Annotated in this window: 16 protein-coding genes; 13 read left to right on the top strand and 3 right to left on the bottom strand. The window is 74.3% G+C overall.

Annotated elements, in window-relative coordinates:
• Positions 1-210 precede the first annotated feature (210 nt).
• From MQV74_RS30840 to MQV74_RS30810, 7 genes are all read left to right on the top strand, one after another.
• Positions 211-2,370 (top strand): hypothetical protein, encoded by a 2,160-nt coding sequence (locus MQV74_RS30840; RefSeq protein ID WP_242725062.1) that lies wholly within the window; start codon positions 211-213, stop codon positions 2,368-2,370.
• Between the two features lie 263 nt (positions 2,371-2,633).
• Positions 2,634-4,211 carry a GT4 family glycosyltransferase PelF gene (gene pelF, locus MQV74_RS30835; protein WP_242725060.1) on the top strand — a complete coding sequence of 526 codons (1,578 nt, stop codon included), beginning with the start codon at positions 2,634-2,636 and terminating at the stop codon, positions 4,209-4,211.
• On the top strand, positions 4,208-5,722 hold the full coding sequence (locus MQV74_RS30830) for a hypothetical protein (protein ID WP_242725056.1): 1,515 nt from the start codon (positions 4,208-4,210) through the stop codon (positions 5,720-5,722). The genes pelF and MQV74_RS30830 overlap by 4 nt, the downstream gene beginning before the upstream one ends.
• 49 nt (positions 5,723-5,771) lie before the next feature.
• Positions 5,772-6,773 (top strand): SDR family NAD(P)-dependent oxidoreductase, encoded by a 1,002-nt coding sequence (locus MQV74_RS30825; protein WP_242725053.1) that lies wholly within the window; start codon positions 5,772-5,774, stop codon positions 6,771-6,773.
• Positions 6,774-6,812: 39 nt separating this feature from the next.
• Positions 6,813-7,526: a nucleotidyltransferase family protein gene (locus tag MQV74_RS30820; protein ID WP_242725037.1), complete on the top strand. Its 714-nt coding sequence runs from the start codon at positions 6,813-6,815 to the stop codon at positions 7,524-7,526.
• A gap of 3 nt (positions 7,527-7,529) precedes the next feature.
• A complete protein-coding gene (locus MQV74_RS30815) occupies positions 7,530-8,459 on the top strand; it encodes an NAD-dependent epimerase/dehydratase family protein (RefSeq protein ID WP_242725036.1) in 930 nt (309 codons plus the stop codon).
• Positions 8,456-9,148, top strand: a complete 693-nt coding sequence (locus MQV74_RS30810; RefSeq protein WP_242725034.1) for a spherulation-specific family 4 protein — start codon at positions 8,456-8,458, stop codon at positions 9,146-9,148. The genes MQV74_RS30815 and MQV74_RS30810 overlap by 4 nt, the downstream gene beginning before the upstream one ends.
• A 3-nt stretch (positions 9,149-9,151) precedes the next feature.
• Here the strand turns inward: MQV74_RS30810 and hemE are convergent, their stop codons facing one another.
• On the bottom strand, positions 9,152-10,219 hold the full coding sequence (hemE, locus tag MQV74_RS30805; protein ID WP_242725031.1) for a uroporphyrinogen decarboxylase: 1,068 nt from the start codon (positions 10,217-10,219) through the stop codon (positions 9,152-9,154).
• Positions 10,220-10,374: 155 nt separating this feature from the next.
• Here hemE and MQV74_RS30800 point away from each other — a divergent pair, with 155 nt between their 5' ends.
• The 5 genes from MQV74_RS30800 to MQV74_RS30780 all read left to right on the top strand — a co-directional run bounded on the left by MQV74_RS30800 (position 10,375) and on the right by MQV74_RS30780 (position 17,299).
• On the top strand, positions 10,375-11,034 hold the full coding sequence (locus tag MQV74_RS30800) for a DUF3000 domain-containing protein (RefSeq protein ID WP_242725028.1): 660 nt from the start codon (positions 10,375-10,377) through the stop codon (positions 11,032-11,034).
• A gap of 286 nt (positions 11,035-11,320) precedes the next feature.
• On the top strand, positions 11,321-11,983 hold the full coding sequence (locus tag MQV74_RS30795; protein WP_242725025.1) for a response regulator transcription factor: 663 nt from the start codon (positions 11,321-11,323) through the stop codon (positions 11,981-11,983).
• Positions 11,984-12,061: 78 nt separating this feature from the next.
• The gene (locus tag MQV74_RS30790; RefSeq protein ID WP_242725022.1) at positions 12,062-13,345 is read left to right on the top strand and encodes a ribonuclease D; all 1,284 of its coding nucleotides are present in this window, start codon (positions 12,062-12,064) and stop codon (positions 13,343-13,345) included.
• 613 nt (positions 13,346-13,958) lie between these two features.
• Positions 13,959-15,173, top strand: coding sequence for a thiolase family protein (locus MQV74_RS30785; RefSeq protein ID WP_138962318.1), 1,215 nt, complete (start codon positions 13,959-13,961; stop codon positions 15,171-15,173).
• A complete protein-coding gene (locus MQV74_RS30780; RefSeq protein WP_242725019.1) occupies positions 15,170-17,299 on the top strand; it encodes a 3-hydroxyacyl-CoA dehydrogenase NAD-binding domain-containing protein in 2,130 nt (709 codons plus the stop codon). The genes MQV74_RS30785 and MQV74_RS30780 overlap by 4 nt, the downstream gene beginning before the upstream one ends.
• 61 nt (positions 17,300-17,360) lie before the next feature.
• Here MQV74_RS30780 and MQV74_RS30775 read toward each other — a convergent pair whose 3' ends face one another.
• A complete protein-coding gene (locus MQV74_RS30775; protein ID WP_242729245.1) occupies positions 17,361-18,395 on the bottom strand; it encodes a hypothetical protein in 1,035 nt (344 codons plus the stop codon).
• A 117-nt stretch (positions 18,396-18,512) separates the two neighbouring features.
• Here MQV74_RS30775 and MQV74_RS30770 point away from each other — a divergent pair, with 117 nt between their 5' ends.
• Complete coding sequence (locus tag MQV74_RS30770) at positions 18,513-18,887, top strand: NTP pyrophosphohydrolase (RefSeq protein WP_242725000.1); 375 nt, start codon at positions 18,513-18,515, stop codon at positions 18,885-18,887.
• 132 nt (positions 18,888-19,019) lie between these two features.
• On the opposite strand, the gene MQV74_RS30765 is transcribed toward MQV74_RS30770, so the two are convergent.
• Positions 19,020-20,093 (bottom strand): C40 family peptidase, encoded by a 1,074-nt coding sequence (locus MQV74_RS30765; protein WP_242724997.1) that lies wholly within the window; start codon positions 20,091-20,093, stop codon positions 19,020-19,022.
• Positions 20,094-20,116: the final 23 nt, after the last annotated feature.

Raw genomic sequence — 20,116 nt, 5'->3', positions numbered from 1 at the left:
TCAGGAGCCGCCTCCCCCACCACACGGTGCTTGCCAGCTCTTTTCCGCCAGATCTCACGGAATCGGCACCACACCCCCGGCGGAGTCGCACTATGTGACGCGTCAGAGTGGCACGGACACGCACCGCGATCTGTGCGCGCGTGCCGTTGGGGGCGGGTCCCGCGGTGTTCCGCACCGTCGTGATCCGACCGCGGAGGGGACCACAACCAGATGAATCGCACCGCACGGGCGGCGGCACTCGGGGCCGGCGCTCTGCTCATCGCGCTCTCGCTGCCCGCTCAGCCAGTGACGGCCGCGGAGCAGCCCCGCATCGACCTACGCGTCCTGGTGGTGACCGACGGCGGCCCCGCGACCGCCGCCATCGCCGCCGAACTCGACGCCCAGGGCACGCCGTTCACCACCGTCGACCTGCGCAGGAGCGGCCGACCGGTGATCGACGCCGCCTTCCTCGCGGACACCGTGGACGGCAGGCCGCGCGCCAGGTTCCAGGCCGTCGTGCTGCCGAACGACAATCCGTTCGGCACCGGCTCGGCCGAGCTTGCCGCGCTCGCCGCCTACGAGCGGACGTACAACATCCCGCAGGTGGACGCCTACACCTACGCCCGCCCGGAGGCGGGCCTGCAGAAACCGGAGTACAGCGGTTCGCTCGACGGCGTCCGCGCCGAGGTCACCGCGGCGGGCGAGGCGGGCCCGTTCGGCTACCTCGCCGGAGCCGTGCCCTTCGAGGACAACTCCCCCACGGTCGGGGAGAGCTACGGCCATCTGGCGAAGCCCGCGCCGGGCGCCGACTTCACCCCGTACGTGGAGGCGGCGGCCCCGGGCGGGTCGAGCCGCGGCTCGCTCGTCGGGGAGTACCGGCACGACGGGCGGCGCGAGCTGGTGGTGACGTTCGTCTACAACCAGCACCAGCAGCAGTTCAGACTGCTCGCCCGGGGCGTCGTCGACTGGCTGACGCAGGGCGTGCGCGTCGGCGCGTCGCGGAACTACTTCGCCGTCCACGTGGACGACGTCTTCGGCTCCGACGACCGCTGGGACATGGAGCTCAACTGCACCCCGGGCGACATCGACTGCCCTCCGGGGCAGGGCCAGCAGGACGGCATCCGGATGACGCCCGAGGACGCCGCGTACGCGGCCGAGTGGTCCGAGCGGCGGGGACTGCCGCTGGACCTGGCCTACAACGGCGGCGGCAGCGAGCTGTACCGCGAGGAGAACGGCGGCGACGACCCGCTCGCCGACCAGCTCATCGAGGACCGGAGCGCCTTCCGCTGGGTCAACCATACCTACAACCACCCCTTCCTCGGGTGCGAGCAGGACACCTCCCATGTGCCCTGGAGCTGCGCGAAGAACCCGGACGGCAGTACGAAGTACGTGTCGCGGGCCGAGATAGACGACCAGGTCTCGCTCAACCGCGCCTGGGGCGAGCGCGCCGAACTGCCGCTGGACAAAGGCGAGTTGGTGACCGGCGAGCACTCGGGCCTGCGCGTCCTGCCGCAGCAGCCCGACGACAACCCGAACCTGGCCCCCGCGCTCGGCGACAACGGCGTGCGCTGGCTCGGCTCGGACAACTCCCGCGAGCCCGGACAGCGCCAGGTCGGCCCCTCGCTCACCGTGCCGCGCTACCCGATGAACGTCTTCTACAACGCGGGCCGCGAGGCCGAGCAGGTCGACGAGTACAACTGGATCTACACCCGCAAGTCCGACGGCGGCAGCGGTCTGTGCGAGAACTCGCCGGTCACGACCTGTCTGGACAAGCCGCTCGACCTCACGACCGGCTACACGGACCACATCGTGCCCGTGGAGTCGGCCATCGCCCTCGGCCACGCCCTGTCGGGCAACCCGCGGCCGCACTTCATCCACCAGTCCAACCTCGCCGAGGACCGCATCGGCTACCCCGTCCTCGACCAGGTGCTCGACGCCTACGAGGAGCTGTACGCCTCGTCCGCGCCGCTGGTGAAGCCGCGCATGGCCGACATCGGGGCGGAGCTGCGCTCGCGCGCGGCCTGGGACGCGGCCCTCGGCGCCGGGCGCGTCACGGCGTACCGCGTCGGTGACACGGTGACCGTGCAGGCGCCCGCGGGTGTCACCGCGACCGCCACCATGCCCACCGGGACGCGGCAGCAACTCGTCGTCGGCACCAAGACGTTCGGCTCGCCGTACGCCGGCAGATCCTCCGGCTGGGTCTCCCCCGGGCTGCTCCAGGACCGGGTGACCCTGACGCTGCCGTCGGCACCCCCGGCCGGCAGGGCGGGCGGCGGCGCGCCCGCTGCGGTGCCCGCGGCCCCGCGCGCGCACGTGCCGTCCGGCGCGGCGACGTACGTGCCGCCGGGGACCGCGGGGCACACCCCCAAGTCCCTGCCGACCGGCCGCTGAACGGCCGCGGGCCGGGCCGCGCCACCGGCGGCTCCGGCCCGCGCCACCGACTCCGGCACCACGCCGGGGACCAACGGGGGCCGCCGTTCCCGCCCGCGCGCCGACGCGGCGGGAACGGCGGGGAAGACCACCCGCCGGGCCCACGGGCCCCGACGGGCCCGCTCCACCTCTCACGCACCAAGGCGACGCGGCGTGTCCCCGCCTGCCTCCGGCACACGGCCGCCCGCCACCCGCACCGCGACGTCACTTGGGGAGCCCCACCCATGCCCACACCGTCCGCGACGGTGCCGTTACCCGCACCCCCGCCCGGCCCGTCCGGGCGCACCCGCGTCACGCTGCTGACCGAGGGCACGTACCCGCACAGCCACGGCGGCGTCAGCGTCTGGTGCGACCAGTTGGTGCGCGGCATGCCCGACGTCGACTTCGGCGTGCTCGCGGTGACCGGCACCGGGCGCGAGCCGCTCGCCTGGGAGCTGCCGCCGCACGTGGCCGAGCCGGTCTGTCTGCCCATGTGGGGCCCGGACCCGGCCGGGCGCCCCCCGCGCGGCCGGGCGCGCCGGGACCTCCTCACCCACTACGAGGCCTTCCTCACCGCCCTGCTCGACCCCACCGCCGAGAGCGCCTTCGCCCCGGCCCTGTACGCCCTGGCCCCCTACGCCCGGGACGGCGCCCTCTCCCCGGCCCTGCGCGGCGACGGCGCGGTCAGTGTGCTCGCCTCGGTGTGGCGCACGCCGGGGCTCGCGGTGGCCGAGGCCCGCCCCACACTGCACGACGCCGTCACCGCGACCCATCTGCTCGAACACGCCCTGCGGCCACTGGCCGCACGCCCGCCGGAGCACGGCGTGGCGCACGCGGTGAGCGGCGGCATCGCGGCCCTGCCGGGACTGATCGCCCGTCACACCCACGGTGTGCCGCTGCTGCTGACCGAGCACGGCGTGTATCTGCGCGAGCGCTACCTGGGCTACCGCACGGGCCCCTACCGCTGGCCGGTGAAGGCGGTCCTGCTCGGCTTCTTCCGGCTGCTCGCCGAGGAGTCGTACCGCAGCGCGGCCCTGATCACGCCCGGCAACCGCTACAACCGGCTCTGGGAGGAGCGCGGCGGCGCCGACCCCGCGCTGATCCGCACCGTCTACAACGGCGTGGACCCCGAGGCGTTCCCCGCCGCGGGCCCCGAGCCGGACACGCCCACCCTGAGCTGGGCCGGGCGCGTGGACCCGATCAAGGACCTGGAGACCCTGATCCGCTCCTTCGCCCTGGTCAGGGAGCGGGTGCCGAACGCCAGGCTGCGCCTGTTCGGCGGCACCCCGCGCGGCGGCGAGGCCTACCGGGAGCGCTGCGAGGCCCTGGCCGCCGCGCTCGGCCACGCCGAGTCGGTGGTCTTCGAGGGCCGCGTGGAGTACATCAAGGACGCCTACGCCGCGGGCAACGTGGTGATGCTCTCCAGCATCAGCGAGGGCTTTCCCTTCACCCTCATCGAGGCCATGTCGTGCGGCCGCGCCACGGTCTCCACCGACGTCGGCGGCGTCCGCGAGGCCGTCGGCCCGACCGGCCTCGTGGTGCCGCCGCGCGCCCCGGAGGCCATGGCGGGCGCGGCCGTCGAGCTCCTGTCGGATCCGGGCCGCCGCGCCGCGATGGGCGCGGCGGCCCGGATCCGCGTCATCGAACAGTTCACGCTGCGGCAGACGGTGGAGGCGTTCCGGGAGATCTACCGCGAGCTGGCCGCGGGCGCCCGGCCCGCGCTCCGGGATCCGCGCGGACCCGCGCCGCGCACCGGGCGGTCGACCGGCCAGGAGCCGGGCCCGACGGCGTACGACTTCGCCGGAAGCGAGGCGGCCGGATGAGCGGACCGATGGCGCTGCCGCCCCGCGAGGACGGCGTCGACGGGCTCGCCGGGCGCCGCCGCCCGTCCTGGGCACTGCCCGACCGCGCCCCCGAGTCCGGCCCCGCGTCCCGCCGCAGACGGCCCTCCTGGGCCCGGGGCGACCCCGAGCCCACAGCGGCGCCCCGCACGCGCCCCGCCCCCTGCCCGCACGCCCCGGGGTGCGGCGCCCGGCCCGGGGGCCACCGTCCCGGCCTGCGGGCCGCGCGCGCCGACGACCCCGTCGACGCGCTCGCCGCCGAACTCGCCGAGGACATCGGGGCCGCCGTGCATCCCTACGAGGTCGCCGCGGTCCTGGAGTCGCAGGGCATGACCGGCGAGCGGATCCAGGAGGAGTACGGGCACCGCGACCTGTTCTCGCTCGCCGACGCCCTCTACCGGCGGGTCCCGCGCAGCCATCCCCAGCCGCCGCTGCCGCCCGACCCCTGGCGGCCCGACCACGCCAAGTGCGCCCTGCGCGGGCTGCTCTTCGCGCTGCCCGGCGCCGCCTACCTCCTCGCCTCGGGCGCCTGGGGCGAGACGGGCCCGCACGGCCTGATCGCCGCGGCCCTGGTGTCGTGGGCCTGGTCGCAGGCGCTCAGCCACCGGGCCTACGTACGGCTCGTGACCGGGCGCCACGAGGCGGCGCGCGCCCTGCTGCGCGGCGCCCCGCCCGGCGTCGGGTGCGCGGCCCTCACCGGGCTCGCCGTGGCAGGGCCCGGGTCCGCCGCCGCGTTCGCGGCCGGGCAGTCCTGCTATCTGGCGGCGGCCGGCGTGCTCCTCGTGCTCGGCCACGAGCGCCGGCTCGCCGTCGCGCTGCTGCCCGTCGTGGCGGGCGCGGCCGCGCTGCCCTGGTGGGACCCCCCGGCGCCGCTGGGCATCGGCCTGCCGGTGCTCACCGTGCTGCTCACCACGGGCGCGGCGGGGCTCGCCCTGCGGGCCGCCCTGGCCACCGCACCGGCGGCCGGGGCCCCGCCGCACCTGGTCCGCTCGCTGCCGTACGGCCTGTTCGGGCTGGCCGCCGGGACCCTCGCGACGGCCGCGGGCCTCCAGGACCCGTACGCCGTCATCGTGCTCACCCTCAGCATGGGCCCCGCCGAGTGGCTGCTCTACCGCTTCCGGGGGCTCGCGATGGCCGCGCTGCGGGCCTCCACCACACCGCTCGGCTTCCGGCTGCGCGCCGCCCGCGCGCTCGGCCTGTGCGTCGCCGCGTATCTGGCGTCCCTCGCCGTGGGCATCCCGCTGACCGGCACCTCCCCGGGCCCGCTGCTCGCCCTCGGCGCGGCCCTGTGGACGGCGCTGCTGCTCCAGGCCTTCGGCGTGGCCTGGGCGTCCGCCGCGCTGTGCCTGGGCGCGGCGGCCGTGGCCACGGCGCTCCCCCGTCTGTCGGACCTGCCCGCGAGCACGGCCCAGCTCGTGGGCTGTACGGCGGCGGCGCTCGCCCTGCTCGGCGCCGCCGTACGCCACTTGGGCAGCCCCACCGCCCACAGCTGAACAGCGCCTCCCGCACCGCTCGACCCACCACGACCGCCAGGAGACCCGCATGACGTCCGCACCGCTCGCCGTCGTCACCGGAGCCGAGGGCTTCATCGGCTCGCACCTCACCGAGGAGCTCGTCGCCTCGGGCCACCGCGTGCGCGCGCTGGTCCAGTACAACTCCTTCTCCTCGTACGGCTGGCTGGAGACCCTGCCCCCCGACGTGCTCGCCGAGGTCGAGGTCGTCCTGGGCGACGTGCGCGACCCCGGCTCGACCCGCGCCCTGGTCACCGGGGCCGAGATCGTCTACCACCTGGCCGCGCTGATCGCGATCCCGTACTCGTACCGGGCGCCGCACTCCTACGTCGACACGAACGTCACCGGCACCCTCAACGTCCTGGAGGCCGTGCGGCACGCCGAGGTCCCGCGCCTGGTGCACACCTCGACCAGCGAGACGTACGGCACCGCGCTGACCGTGCCGATCACCGAGGACCACCCCATCAACACCCAGTCCCCGTACGCCGCTTCGAAGGCGGGCGGCGACCGGCTCGCCGACAGCTACTGCGCGAGCTTCGCGACGCCCGTGGTGACGCTCAGGCCGTTCAACACCTACGGCCCGCGCCAGTCCATGCGGGCCGTCATCCCGACGGTGATCGGCCAAGTGGCGGCCGGGGAACGCACCGTCACGCTCGGCGATCTGCGCCCCACGCGGGACTTCACCTTCGTCAAGGACACCGCCCGCGCCTTCCTCGCCGTCGGCACCGCGCCCGCCGACGCCGTGCTCGGCCGCACCTTCAACGCCGGGACCGGCGGTGAGATCTCCGTCGGCGACCTGGTGCGCCTCATCGGCAAGGTCATGGACACCGCCCTCGACGTGCGGGCCGACGAACAGCGCGTGCGGCCCGCAGCCTCGGAGGTGCTGCGCCTGGTCGCGGACGCCACCCGGCTGCGCGAGGCCACCGGCTGGAGCCCGGAGCACGGCCTGGAGGAAGGCCTCGCCCGGACCGTGGAGTTCTTCCTCGACCCCGCCAACCTGGCCCGCTACAAGACGGACATCTACAACATCTGACGCTCCATCACCACCGACTCACAGACAGGGAGCACCTCCATGCACGCAGTCATCCTCGCCGGAGGCAAGGGCGTCAGGCTCCGCCCGTACACCACCGCGCTGCCCAAGCCGCTGGTCCCGATCGGCGACCAGCACGCGATCCTGGAGATCGTCCTGCGCCAGCTCTCCGCGGCCGGGTTCGCCAGCTGCACCATCGCCATCGGCCACCTCGGCCACATCATCCGCGCCTACGTCGGCAACGGCTCGCGCTGGAACCTGCGCATCGGCTACTCCACCGAGGAGAGCCCGCTCGGCACCATGGGCCCGCTGCTCACGATGCTCGACCGCCTCCCCGAGCACTTCCTGGTCATGAACGGCGACATACTCACCGACCTCGACTTCGCGGACGTCCTGCGCAGACACCAGGAGTCCGGGGCCCCGCTGACCATCGCGACCTACCCGCGCGAGGTGCACATCGACTTCGGCGTCCTGACCACCGAGGAGCGGCGCGTGGTCGCCTTCACCGAGAAGCCGAGCGTCGACTACCGCGTCTCCATGGGCGTCTACGGCGTCTCCCGGGACACGCTCGCCCCGTACACGCCGGGCCTGCCGCTCGGCTTCGACGAGCTGGTCCTCGACCTCCTGAAGACCGAGAACCCGCCGCACGCCTACGCGTTCGACGGCTACTGGCTGGACATCGGCCGCCCCGACGACTACGACCGCGCCAACGCCGAGTTCACCACCCACCGCTCCCTGCTGCTCAAGGGGGCGTGAGCCGTGCGGATACTCGTCCTGGGCGCGACCGGCTACCTGGGCACGCACATCACGCAGCGGCTGCGCGCGCTGCCCGGCGCCCGGCTGCGCACCTGCGGCCGCGCCCCCGCCGCCGACCTGCGCTGCGACCTGGCCACGGCCGCCCCCGGCGACCTGGTGGAGCTGCTGGTGCGGGCCGCGCCCGACGCCGTGGTGAACTGCGCGGGCGCGGTCGGCGGCACCGCCCTGACCCTCGCGGAGGTCAACTCCCGCGGCCCCGCGCTGCTGTGCGAGGCGCTGCGCGCGGCGGCGCCCGCCGCCCGCCTGGTCCACCTCGGCTCCGCCGCCGAGTACGGCCCCCAGCCGCGCGGCGCGCGCACCGCCGAGGACGGCCCGGCCCACCCGGTCGCGCCCTACGGCGCCACCAAGCTGGCGGGCACCCTGGCAGTGACGTCGTCGGGGCTCGACGCGGTGGCCCTGCGCGTGACGAACCCCGTCGGCCCCGGCGCGCCCGCGGCGGGCCTGCCGGGGCGGCTCACCGCCGAACTGCGGCGCGCCGTCGGCGAGTCGCCGCACGGCACGGTCCGCGTCGGAGATCTGTCCGCGTTCCGGGACTTCGTGTACGTGCGCGACGTGGCGCGGGCGGTGGAGCTCGCGGTGACCGCGCCGGGCCCGGTGCCGCCGCTGCTCAACATCGGCAGCGGCCGGGCCGAGCCGGTGCGCGACCTGGTGCACGGCCTGGTGCGGGCGGCGGGCTTCCGGGGCCGGATCGAGGAGTCGCTGCCCGCCACGGGCCGCTCGGCGGCGGTGCCCTGGCAGTGCGCGGACATCGGGGCCGCGGACCGGGTCCTCGGCTGGCGCCCGCGGCACGACCTCGCCGACGCGCTGGCCGCGCTGTGGGCCGCGGACGGGGTCACGGACGCCGGTGCGCGCGTCCCCGCGGACCGGCGATGAGTCCGCTGCTCGTCCCGCTGTACGTCCACCCGGCCGCCGCCCCCGCGGCCTGGCGGGCGCTCGTGGCGGTCGCGCCCCACCTGTACGGCGTCGTGCTGAACGCCGCCGACGGGCCGGGCGCGGCCCCCGACCCGGCGTTCGCCGCCGCCGCGCACGCGCTGCGCTCGGCGGGGGTGCCGGTGCTCGGGTACGTCGACGCGGCGTACGGCGGGCGCCCGGCCCGCGAGGTCGCCGCCGATCTGGACCGGCACCTGGACTTCTACCGGGTCGACGGCTGCTTCCTCGACCGGATCGCGCCGGGCCGGGGCGAGCTGCGCCACTGCCGGCGCCTGGTCCGCCGCGCGCGCGAGCGCGGCCTTGCGCCGGTGGTCCTGAACCCGGGCACGCATCCGGCGTCGCCGGGCTATGCGCGGGCCGCGGATCTGCTCGTCACCTTCGAGGGGCACTGGACGACGTATCTGCGCTCGTTCAGCGCTCCGCCGTGGACGGCGCGGCACTCCCCCGACCGGTTCTGTCATCTGGTGTACGGGGTGCCGCCCGCCCTGTCCCGCCTCGCGGCGCGCACGGCGGCGCGGCGCGGGGCGGGGGTGCACTGCGCGGTGCCGGGGGCGGGCCCCAACCCCTGGATGGAACCGCCGGAACCGCCGGAACCGCCCGAGGTGCCGCGGGCCCCCGGCTGCTGGGTGTGAGGGTCAGCGGGCGGTGCGCGTGTGCACGTACTCCACGAGCCGGGTCAGGGCGTCCGGGTCCATGGAGGGCAGCACGCCGTGGCCCAGGTTGAAGACGTGGCCCTCGAGTCCGGCCGCTGCCGCGAGCACCTCGTCGGTCTTCGCCTCGACGGCTTCGCGCGGGGCGAAGAGCACGGCGGGGTCGAGGTTGCCCTGGAGCGCCTTGCCGGGGCCCACGCGGCGGGCCGCCTCGTCGAGCGGCACGCGCCAGTCGACGCCGACGACGTCGGCCCCGGCCTCGCCGAGCAGTCCGAGCAGTTCGCCGGTGCCGACGCCGAAGTGGATGCGCGGCACGCCGTACGACGCGACGGCGTCGAAGACCTTGCGGGACGCGGGCATGATGGAGCGGCGGTAGTCGGACGGCGCGAGGGCGCCCACCCAGGAGTCGAAGAGCTGCACGGCGGAGGCGCCCGCCTCGATCTGGACCTTCAGGAAGGCGCTGGTGATCTCCGCGAGCCGGTCGAGCAGGTCGGCCCACAGCTGCGGGTCGCCGTACATGAGCGCCTTGGTGTGCTCGTGGTTGCGGCTCGGTCCGCCCTCGACGAGGTAGCTCGCGAGGGTGAACGGCGCACCGGCGAACCCGATGAGCGGCGTGGCGCCCAGCTCGCCGGTCAGCATGCCGATGGCCTCGGTCACGTACGAGACGTCGTCCGGGGTGAGGTCGCGCAGCTGTGCGAGGTCGGCGCGCGTGCGGATCGGCCGCTCCACGACGGGCCCGACGCCCGGCTTGATGTCGAGGTCGACGCCGATGGCCTTCAGCGGGACGACGATGTCGCTGAAGTAGATGGCGGCGTCGACGCCGTGGCGGCGCACCGGCTGCAGGGTGATCTCGGTGACGAGGTCGGGCCGCATGCAGGACTCCAGCATGGCGGTGCCCTCACGGACCTTGCGGTACTCGGGCAGGGAGCGCCCGGCCTGCCGCATGAACCACACGGGCGTGTGCGGCACCGCCTCGCGCCGGCACGCCTTGAGGAAGGCGGAGTCGTACGTCGCTGCGGGCTGCTGGCCGGTGGCCTGGTCGTTGACAGTCACCGGGAAAGTCTCGCACGGCCCGTCCCGCGGCGGAAAAGCCCGTCGGTGTTCGAGGCCGGAGGCGGGGCGTGCGGGCGGCCCGCGGGGGCGGAACACCTCGCCGCGCAACGGCGGGGTGACTGCGCGAAGCCGCAGTTCCCCTTAATGTTCCCCGCATGGCTGCGGCTCAGGGACAACGGTCGGACGGCGCTGGCGAGATGGACGGGGCGCAGGGGGTGGTGGCGGACACGGCGCCGCCGCCCTTTCGCGCGGCGGTCGACGCGCTGCGGGAGACACGGCTGCGGCCGCAGGTCGAGATCGACCCGACGCGGCCGCCGCAGCGGCTCGCGCCGTTCGCGTACGCCTTGGAGGCGGCGGTCGTCGAGGACGACGAGGACCTGGCGGACGGGCGCCTCGTGCTGCTGCACGACCCGGCGGGGCACGAGGCCTGGAAGGGCACCTTCCGGCTCGTGACCCTGGTGCGGGCGGAGCTGGAGCCGGAGATGGCGGCCGATCCGCTGCTTCCCGAGGTGTGCTGGTCGTGGCTGACCGGGGCGCTCCAGGCGCGCGGGCTCTCCTGCGGGGAGCCGAGCGGGACGGTCACGCGTGCGGGGTCGTACTACTTCGGCGGGCTCGCGGAGCGGCCGCCCGCCTCGCAGATCGAGATCCGCGCCTCGTGGACGCCGCGGGAGGGCGCGGGGGGCGTACCGGACGCGGGGGCGCATCTCGCGGCGTGGTGCGATCTGCTGTGCCAGGTGGCGGGGCTGCCGCCCGCGGGGCCCGTGGACGGCTCGGTGGTGACGCTGCCGCAGCGCCGGGGCCCGCGCCCGAGCTGAGGCCGCGGGGCGGCGGCGGGGCGTCACTCGGAACGGCGGTCGGTCCGTCGCACGGGTTGGGGGCGCGTGCGCCCGCTTGACGCGCCGGGTGCGCCATACGCCCAGGTGAATCGTCGGATGATCGATCGTATGTCCGAATCGCCCCGAATTGTTACTCACCAAATCGTGATCATCCCCTAAAGCCCGGGACAGGAGGTGCCGAAGAGGTCTGTGACCTTGAAACGTACGGTTCGCCCCGGCTTCATCCCCGAGCCGGCCCGTCCCGCCGCCACCCCCAGGAGGCCTGGTGTCCGTTCTCCTCGAGCAGCCCGCAAGCCTGGTCGCCTACCGCCCGAACAAGCCGACCGCCATGGTCGTCGTGGCCGACCCCCGTGTCCGCTCCACCGTGACCCGCCACCTGTGGGCCCTCGGGGTACGGGACGTCATCGAGGCCTCGTCCATCGCTGAGGCTCGTCCCCGCATCGGCAACCCCCGCGACATCTGCGTCGCGGACGTCCACCTTCCCGACGGCTCCGGCCTGACCCTCCTGTCCGAGACCCGCGCCGCGGGCTGGCCCAACGGGCTCGCCCTGTCCGCCGCCGACGACATCGGCGCCGTACGCAACGCCCTCGCGGGCGGCGTGAAGGGGTACGTCGTCACCGGCACCCGCACCAACGTCGGGCTCCCCACCCGTCCGGGCGCCGCCCCCATCGGCTCCGCCGCCTCCCGCATGCACCGCCGCCCCCCGGGCGCCCCGAGCCACCCGGGCGGCTACCGCGAGCTGTCGGGCCGTGAGGTCGAGGTCCTGCGGCTCGTCGCCGAGGGCCAGTCCAACAAGGCGATCGGCGTCTCCATGGGCCTGTCCGCACTCACCGTCAAGAGCCACCTCGCCCGGATCGCCCGCAAGCTCGGCACCGGAGACCGGGCCGGAATGGTAGCGGTGGCCCTCCGCACCGGAATCATCCACTGACTGATTTACACCCCCTGCGCGCCCGTCGACGTAACGTTCCGTCGACGGGCGCCGTCCGTTCACAGATACCCTTGACAGGTGACCGACGCCCAAGAGACCGCAGCAGACAGCTCACTGCGAACCACCGGAGGCGCTCCTCCGGACGAAGGCGTCACAGGCGTCTCCGTCGACGGGACTCCCACACCCCTGCTCGAACCACGCGACGGCATCCCGCCCGTCGTGGCGGACCAGGACACACTCACGCAGGTCATCGCGGCATTTGCCACTGGTACGGGACCGGTGGCCGTGGACGCCGAGAGAGCCTCCGGCTACCGCTACGGCCAGCGCGCCTACCTCGTCCAGCTCCGCCGCGAAGGAGCGGGCACCGCGCTGATCGACCCCGTCGCCTGCCCCGATCTGTCCGGCCTCGGCGACGCCCTCGCCGACACCGAATGGGTGCTGCACGCAGCCACCCAGGACCTCCCGTGCCTACGGGAAATAGGCATGATTCCGTCGCTCATCTTCGACACGGAGCTGGCGGGCCGCCTCGCCGGATTCCCGCGCGTCGGACTCGGCGCGATGGTGGAGAGCGTCCTCGGCTACGTCCTGGAGAAGGGCCACTCCGCCGTGGACTGGTCGACCCGCCCCCTGCCCGAGCCCTGGCTGCGGTACGCCGCCCTCGACGTGGAACTCCTCGTCGACCTGCGCGACGCCCTGGAGAAGGAGCTCGACCGGCAGGGCAAGCTCGACTGGGCCCGCCAGGAGTTCGACGCCATCGCCGGCGCGCCGCCCGCGCCGCCCCGCAAGGACCCCTGGCGGCGGACCTCCGGCATGCACAAGGTGCGCCGCCGCCGGCAGATGGCCGTCGTACGGGAGTTGTGGACCGCCCGCGACCGGATCGCCCAGCGCCGTGACGTCTCGCCCGGCAAGGTGCTCAGTGACGGCGCCATCGTCGAGGCCGCCCTCGCCCTGCCCGCCAACGTGCACGCCCTGACCGCCCTGACCGGCTTCGGCCACCGCATGGGCCGCCGCCAGCTCGAACAGTGGCAGGCCGCCGTGGAGCGGGCCAAGGCGCTGCCCGAGGCGGAGCTGCCGCAGCCCGGTCAGGCCGTGACCGGGCCGCCGCCGCCCCGCTCCTGGGCGGACCGGGACCCCGCCGCGGCGGCGCGGCTCTCCGCCGCGCGGGCCGCCGTCTCGGAGCTCGCGGAGCGGCTGAACATGCCGCAGGAGAATCTGATCACTCCGGATACGGTGCGGCGCGTGTGCTGGGAGCCGCCCGCGCCGGTGGGGGTCGAGTCGGTGTCCGCGGCCCTCGCCGCGCACGGCGCCCGCGCCTGGCAGATCGAACAGGTGGCCCCGTCCCTCACGGCGGCCCTCACCTGACCCCACCCGGGCCAGGCGCAGCCACCCCGCGCCTGGCCCGGCCCGGGTCCTGCCACCAGCGCGTCGGCCCTGGCTGGACCCCGCCGCCACGGTGGTGGAGCGCCGGCCCCGCCGCCACCGCGGCGGAGCTCCCCACCCGCCCACCCGGATCTCCCCGGCCTTGCCGCCCCGGCCCCGACGCGGAGCGCTGCGACCGCTCGTCCGGCCCGCCGCTGCCACGGCGGGCTTCCCCCCAGGCGCTCGCGGCCGGCGCCCTGCACGTTCCCGCCCCTGGCGGGGGTGGGCAGGCGGGACCGCCCCGCGGCTTCCCCGGCCGGGGCCCGGCACCCTGCGGAACCACGTCCCGGGCGGAGGGGGCGGCGGGTGGGACAGGGGCGGACGCGCGCAGCACGGGGCCGTGGCACCGGGGCTGCGGGCAGGCCGGTGCCCCAGCCAGGTGTTGTGGAGGCGTGGCGGAATTGCCGGGGGGGGGCACGGGGCGCATGGATTCGGTCAGGTGTCGCGCATGTGACATGGGCCTCCCCGGGACCACCCTTGGCCTACTAGTTACCGGTAAGTAGCATGACCCCAGGAAGCGCGCCGCAGGCGCACCGCACCCTGGAGGAGAGCCATCGTGCCTCGTACCGTCAGGGACGTCGTCTTCGTCGACGGCGTCCGCACCCCGTTCGGCAAGGCGGGCCCGAAGGGCATCTACCACGAGACCCGGGCCGACGACATGATCGTCAAGGCGATCCGGGAGCTGCTCCGCCGCAACCCGGCCCTGGACCCCGCCAAGATCGACGAGGTCGCCGTCGCCGCCACCACGCAGATCGGTGACCAGGGGCTCACCCTCGGCCGCACGGCCGGGATCCTCGCGGGCCTTCCGCAGTCCGTGCCGGGCTACTCGATCGACCGGATGTGCGCGGGCGCGCTCACCGCCGTGACGTCGACCGCCGGGTCGATCGCCTTCGGCGCGTACGACGCCGTGATCGCCGGTGGTGTCGAGCACATGGGCCGCCACCCGATGGGCGAGGGCGTCGACCCGAACCCGCGGTTCGTCAGCGAGAAGCTGGTCGACGAGTCCGCCCTGTTCATGGGCATGACCGCCGAGAACCTGCACGACCGCTACCCCTCCATCACCAAGCTCCGCGCCGACGAGTACGCCGTGCGCTCGCAGGAGAAGGCCGCCAAGGCGTACGCCAACGGCAAGATCCAGCAGGACCTCGTGCCGATCTCGGTGCGGCGCACAACCCCCGAGACCGGTGAGACCGGCTGGGGCCTCGCCACGCAGGACGAGCCGATGCGTCCGGGCACCACCCTGGAGAACCTCGCGGGGCTGAAGACGCCGTTCCGTACGCACGGCCGCGTCACCGCCGGAAACGCCGCCGGGCTCAACGACGGTGCCACCGCCTCGATCATCGCCTCCGAGGACTTCGCCCGCGAGAACGGCCTGCCGGTCAAGATGCGGCTGGTGTCCTACGCGTTCGCCGGGGTGGAGCCCGAGGTCATGGGCTACGGCCCGATCCCGGCCACCGAGAAGGCCCTCGCCAAGGCCGGGCTCGGCATCGGCGACATCGGCCTGTTCGAGATCAACGAGGCCTTCGCCGTCCAGGTGCTCGCCTTCCTGGAGCACTACGGCATCGCCGACGACGACGCGCGCGTCAACCAGTACGGCGGCGCCATCGCCTTCGGCCACCCGCTGGCCTCCTCCGGCGTGCGTCTGATGACGCAGCTGGCGCGGCAGTTCGAGGAGCAGCCGGAGGTCCGTTACGGCCTCACCACCATGTGCGTCGGCTTCGGCATGGGCGCGACGGTCATCTGGGAGAACCCCCACTGGGAGGGCAAGTGAGCACCACCACCGCCGAGCTTCTGAAGGGTGCCGCCGAGCTGTTCCCGGACGAGGTCGTGACCCAGGCGCACGTACGCCACCTCGACCTGCCGGGCGCGGGCCGCTTCGCGCTGATCACGCTCGACAACGGCTTCGACCACACCAAGCCGACCACCTTCGGCCCGCAGTCGCTCGCGAACCTGAACGCCGCGATCGACCAGGTCGAGCAGGAGGCCGCCGAGGGCACGATCGTCGGCGCCGGCATCACCGGCAAGCCGTTCATCTTCGCCGTCGGCGCCGACCTCAAGGGCGTCGAGCTCCTGAAGCGGCACGAGGACGCGCTGGCCATCGGCAAGGGCGGCCACGACGTCTTCAAGCGCCTGTCCGCACTCGCCGTACCGACGTTCGCGTACTACAACGGCGCCGCCATGGGCGGTGGCGTCGAGGTCGGCCTGCACTGCACCTACCGCACGGTGTCGAAGGCGCTGCCCGCCTTCTCGCTGCCCGAGGTCTTCCTCGGCCTCGTGCCGGGCTGGGGCGGCTGCGCCCTGCTGCCGAACCTGATCGGTGCGGACCGCGCGGTTTCGGTCATCATCGAGAACTCGCTGAACCAGAACAAGCAGCTCAAGGGCCAGCAGGTCTTCGAGCTCGGCATCGCCGACGCGCTGTTCGAGGGCGCCGACTTCCTGGAGCAGTCGCTGCTGTGGACGGCCTCCGTCCTCAAGGGCGACGTCGAGGTGGCCCGCGCCGACGTCGACCGCGGCGAGGCCTGGGACGCGGCGGTCGCCCGCGGCCGCGCCATCGCCGACTCCAAGGTGCACGGCGCGGCCCCGGCCGCGTACCGCGCCCTGGAGATCATCGCGGCCGCGAAGGACGGCGACGCCCAGAAGGGCTTCGACGCCGAGGACACCGCGCTCGCCGACCTCATCATGGGCGGCGAACTGCGCTCCGGCATCTACGCGTTCAACCTGGTGCAGAAGCGCGGCAAGCGCCCCGCGGGCGCGCCGGACAAGAACCTGGCCCGCCCGGTCACCAAGGTGGGCGTCGTCGGCGCCGGTCTGATGGCCTCGCAGCTGGCCCTGCTCTTCCTGCGCCGCCTCGAGGTGCCGGTCGTCCTGACCGACATCGACCAGGAGCGCGTCGACAAGGGCGTTGCCTACGTCCACGCCGAGATCGACAAGCTGCTCGGCAAGGGCCGCGTCAACCAGGACAAGGCCAACCGCCTCAAGGCCCTGGTGACCGGTGTCCTGGACAAGGCCGAGGGCTTCTCCGACGCGGACTTCGTCATCGAGGCCGTCTTCGAGGAGATCGGCGTCAAGCAGCAGGTGTTCGCGGAGGTCGAGGCCGTCGCCCCGGCGCACGCGATCCTCGCCACCAACACCTCCTCGCTCTCGGTGACCGAGATGGCGTCGAAGCTGAAGCACCCCGAGCGGGTCGTCGGCTTCCACTTCTTCAACCCGGTCGCGATCCTCCCGCTCCTGGAGATCGTGCGCGGCGAGCAGACCGACGACGCCTCCCTGGCCACGGCCTTCGGCGTCGCCAAGAAGCTGAAGAAGACCGCGGTCCTGGTGAAGGACGCCCCGGCGTTCGTCGTGAACCGCATCCTCACCCGCTTCATGGGCGAGATCCAGAACGTCATCGACGAGGGCACGCCGGTCGAGGTCGCCGAGAAGGCCGTCGAGCCGCTCGGTCTGCCGATGTCCCCGCTCGTGCTCCTGGAGCTGGTCGGCCCGGCCATCGGCCTGCACGTCTCCGAGACGCTGAACCGCGCCTTCCCGGACCGCTTCACGGTCTCCCCGAACCTGAAGGCCGTCGTCGAGGCGGGCAAGCGCGGCTTCTACGTCTACGACAGCGGCAAGCCGGAGCTGGACCCGGAGGTCGCGGCGCTCCTGAAGCAGGGCGACACGGTCCTCACCGAGGAGCAGGTCCGCGACCGCGTCCTGGACGCGGTCGCCCAGGAGATCGGCCTCATGCTCGACGAGGGCGTCGTCGCCGAGGCGCAGGACATCGACCTGTGCCTGATCACCGGCGCGGGCTGGCCCTTCCACCTGGGCGGCGTCACGCCGTACCTGGACCGCGAGGGCGTCAGCGAGCGCGTGAACGGCAAGCGGTTCCTGGCGCAGGGAGTCGCCAGCGTCCCCGCGTAGCACGGACACCGGAAAGGGGCCCGGTCCGCCAGTCGGCGGGCCGGGCCCCTTTCCGTACGGTTCAGCGGCCGGTGACCGGCTGTTCCCACGCCTTCAGGGCGAGGCCCGGCTCGTCCTTGCGGTAGGTCAGGCGCAGGTCGTCGGTGCCGGGCACGAAGGTCGCGGCGACCACCCGGCCCGCGGCGTCCGCGCCGAGCGCGAGGCGCGCGTCCACCGGAAGGGCGGGGCCCGACTCGGCCCACCAGGCGCCCGCCGACTCCAGTTCGGTCGGGTACGCGGCGAAGGCGACGCGGCCGCTGTCCGCGCGCTGGGCCAGCAGCGTGCAGTCGTAACCGTCGAGTTCGCAGCGCACGGCGGTGACGGGACCAGGACCCGCGGCACGCAGGAGCCGCGCGGGCTCCTCGTCCCCGCGCCAGGCGCGCACGTCGCCCTCCTCGTCCGTGAAGAAGAGCGTGGTGTACTCCGCCGAGGTGGCGAGGGCCCGCAAGGTGCCGGGGCGGGCGCGGACCGCCAGCGGCTCGTCCATGACCGGGACCTTGCCCGGACCGCTCTGACGCCAGCGCAGGATCGCGTCCGGCGTGCTCGCGTACGCCACCACGCGCCCCGACTCGGCGGTCACCACGGCGAGTTCGCCCTGGACGCCCTGGCCCTTGAGGTCCCGCCAGGGTCCCCAGCCGCCGAGCTGCTTCTGGCCGCGCATGCTCACTCCGCCGCCCCTGTTCGGTACGAACACGTGGGCGCGGCCCTCGGCGTCGACGGTGACGGCGGGGGTGCCGGTGCGCTCGCCGTTCTTGTTCGGGTGGCCGAGGGGGTTCCAGTCCAGGGCCGCGAGGTGCGGCTGGAAGTGCGTGGAGTGGACCAGGCCGGACTCGCCCGGGACGGTGGGGCGCCACGAGACCAGGTGGGCGTAGGCGTCGGCGCCCTGGGCGACGGCGAGCACCGGGTGCACGCGCTGGTCGCCGCCGACGACGCGGGGAGCGGTCCAGGGGCCGCCCGGGGAGCGCTCGGTGCGGCACTCGACGGCGGTGCCGTCCGGGCCGAAGGCGTACACGCAGAGCCGGCCGTCGCGTCCGCGTATGAGCCAGTCGCCGTTCACGGCCGAGGAGGTGGGGGCTGGGGGCATGCGGCTTCCGGGGCGAGGGGTGGGTGCGGTGAAACCCACTCTAATGCGCGCGGGCCCGGGGCCCCTACCCGGGCGTGCGACCCTTGCCGCATGGAGAGAGTGACCCTTGTGGTCGATGCCGCGAACGTGGTCGGGTCCGTGCCGGACGGGTGGTGGCGGGACCGGAAGGGGGCGGCGGAGCGGTTGCGGGACCGGCTCGTTGCCTGTGCCGAGGGCGGTCTGGACGGGGTGCCGGGGCCCTTGGACGTGGTCCTCGTGGTGGAGGGGCAGGCCCGGGGGGTGTCCTCGGTGCCGGGGGTGCGGGTCGACTCCGCACCCGCGAGCGGGGACGACCGCATCGTGGAGCTGGTCGCCGAGGTGGCGGGGCCCTGCGTCGTCGTCACGGCCGACCGGGGCCTGCGCGCCCGCGTCACCCCCCTCGGCGCCACCTGCACGGGCCCCCGCACGGTCCGGCCGGCCCCCTAGCCCCGCCCCACGGCCGGGCGGCACCCGGGGCCGTGCCCACCCGTCCCGCCCTGCGGGACGATTGCCCGCAGCGGAGACGGGGAGCTGTCCCGCCGCGGTAGCGGCGGAGCCCCCGTTCCCAGCGGCCCGCCGCTAGAGGCGCTTCGCGCTGCGGAGGGTCGAGGCGTAGTACCCGTTGCCGTCCAGGCGCGACGTGCCGCCCTTGTCCCCGATCGTCGGCCCGTTGACCTCCTCGCGGCTGGAGATGAAGATCTTGTGGCCGTCCGCATCGTGGCCGAGGAAGATCCCCACGTGGTCGAGCCGCTGCTTCGTCCGCGCGTCGAGCTTGAAGAAGACCAGGTCGCCGGGCTGGATGACGTCGATGGTCTTGGGGCGGTCCGCCGCGCCGACCCCCTTCAGCTTGATGACCTCCGTGCCGACCTTGCCGCGGGCCATGCCGTTGGCGGTGCGGGGAAGCCCGTCACCGGCGGTGTCGGAGGACATCAGGGGGTACCGCGCGCGGTAGCCGAAGACGGTGCGGATGAAGCCGGAGCAGTCCATGGACCGGGCCCGCTTGGCCTCGGGCTGGATGGTGGTGCCGTCGCGGAAGGTGTAGGGGATGCCGAGGTAGTCGTAGAAGTCGGACTGCTCCTCGCGCAGGTCGTTGCCCTCGCTGCCGTTGGGGTTCAGCGGCCCGAAGTTGGCGTCGCCGCGGTAGGCGATGCCCTCGTCGTCCTTCTTGACGGGCGCCCCCTCGACGTACTGGAAGGCCATGGCGAAGACGTCGTCCTCCTCGCTGCCCGCGAACTGCTTGTACCAGTCCTTGAACCACTTCTCCTTCTCCGCGCCCTTGCGCCACACCTCGGGCATCAGCCGCACCCAGTCGTCGGTGACGACCCGGGACTTGGTGTTGGCGGGCTCGGTGAAGGTGCGGCTCGGCCCGGTGAGGGTCGCGGCGCGGGCCCCGTCGGTGAAGGTGGCGAGCACCTTGCCGCCCTCGGTGCGCAGCACGGAGCGGTCGGGGTTGCGCAGCCGCTCCCAGGTCTGCTTGCCGCCCTGCGCCGAGGCGCCGTTGCTGAGACGGCCGGGGGTGTCGGTGACGGCCTGCACCTCGGGCGCCTTGTCCTGTTCGTCCTTGCGCAGTTCGACGGTCAGGAAGGCGCTGCCTGCGAGCAGGGCGAGCACGGTCGCGGCGTGGAGGGCGGGGCGCTTCTTCTTGGGCGGCATGTGTGGCTCCGGAAGTCAGGCCG

It is taken from the genome of Streptomyces sp. AN091965 (assembly GCF_022698285.1).
GTDB lineage: Bacteria > Actinomycetota > Actinomycetes > Streptomycetales > Streptomycetaceae > Streptomyces.
This window is presented reverse-complemented; position numbering and strand designations above follow the sequence as displayed.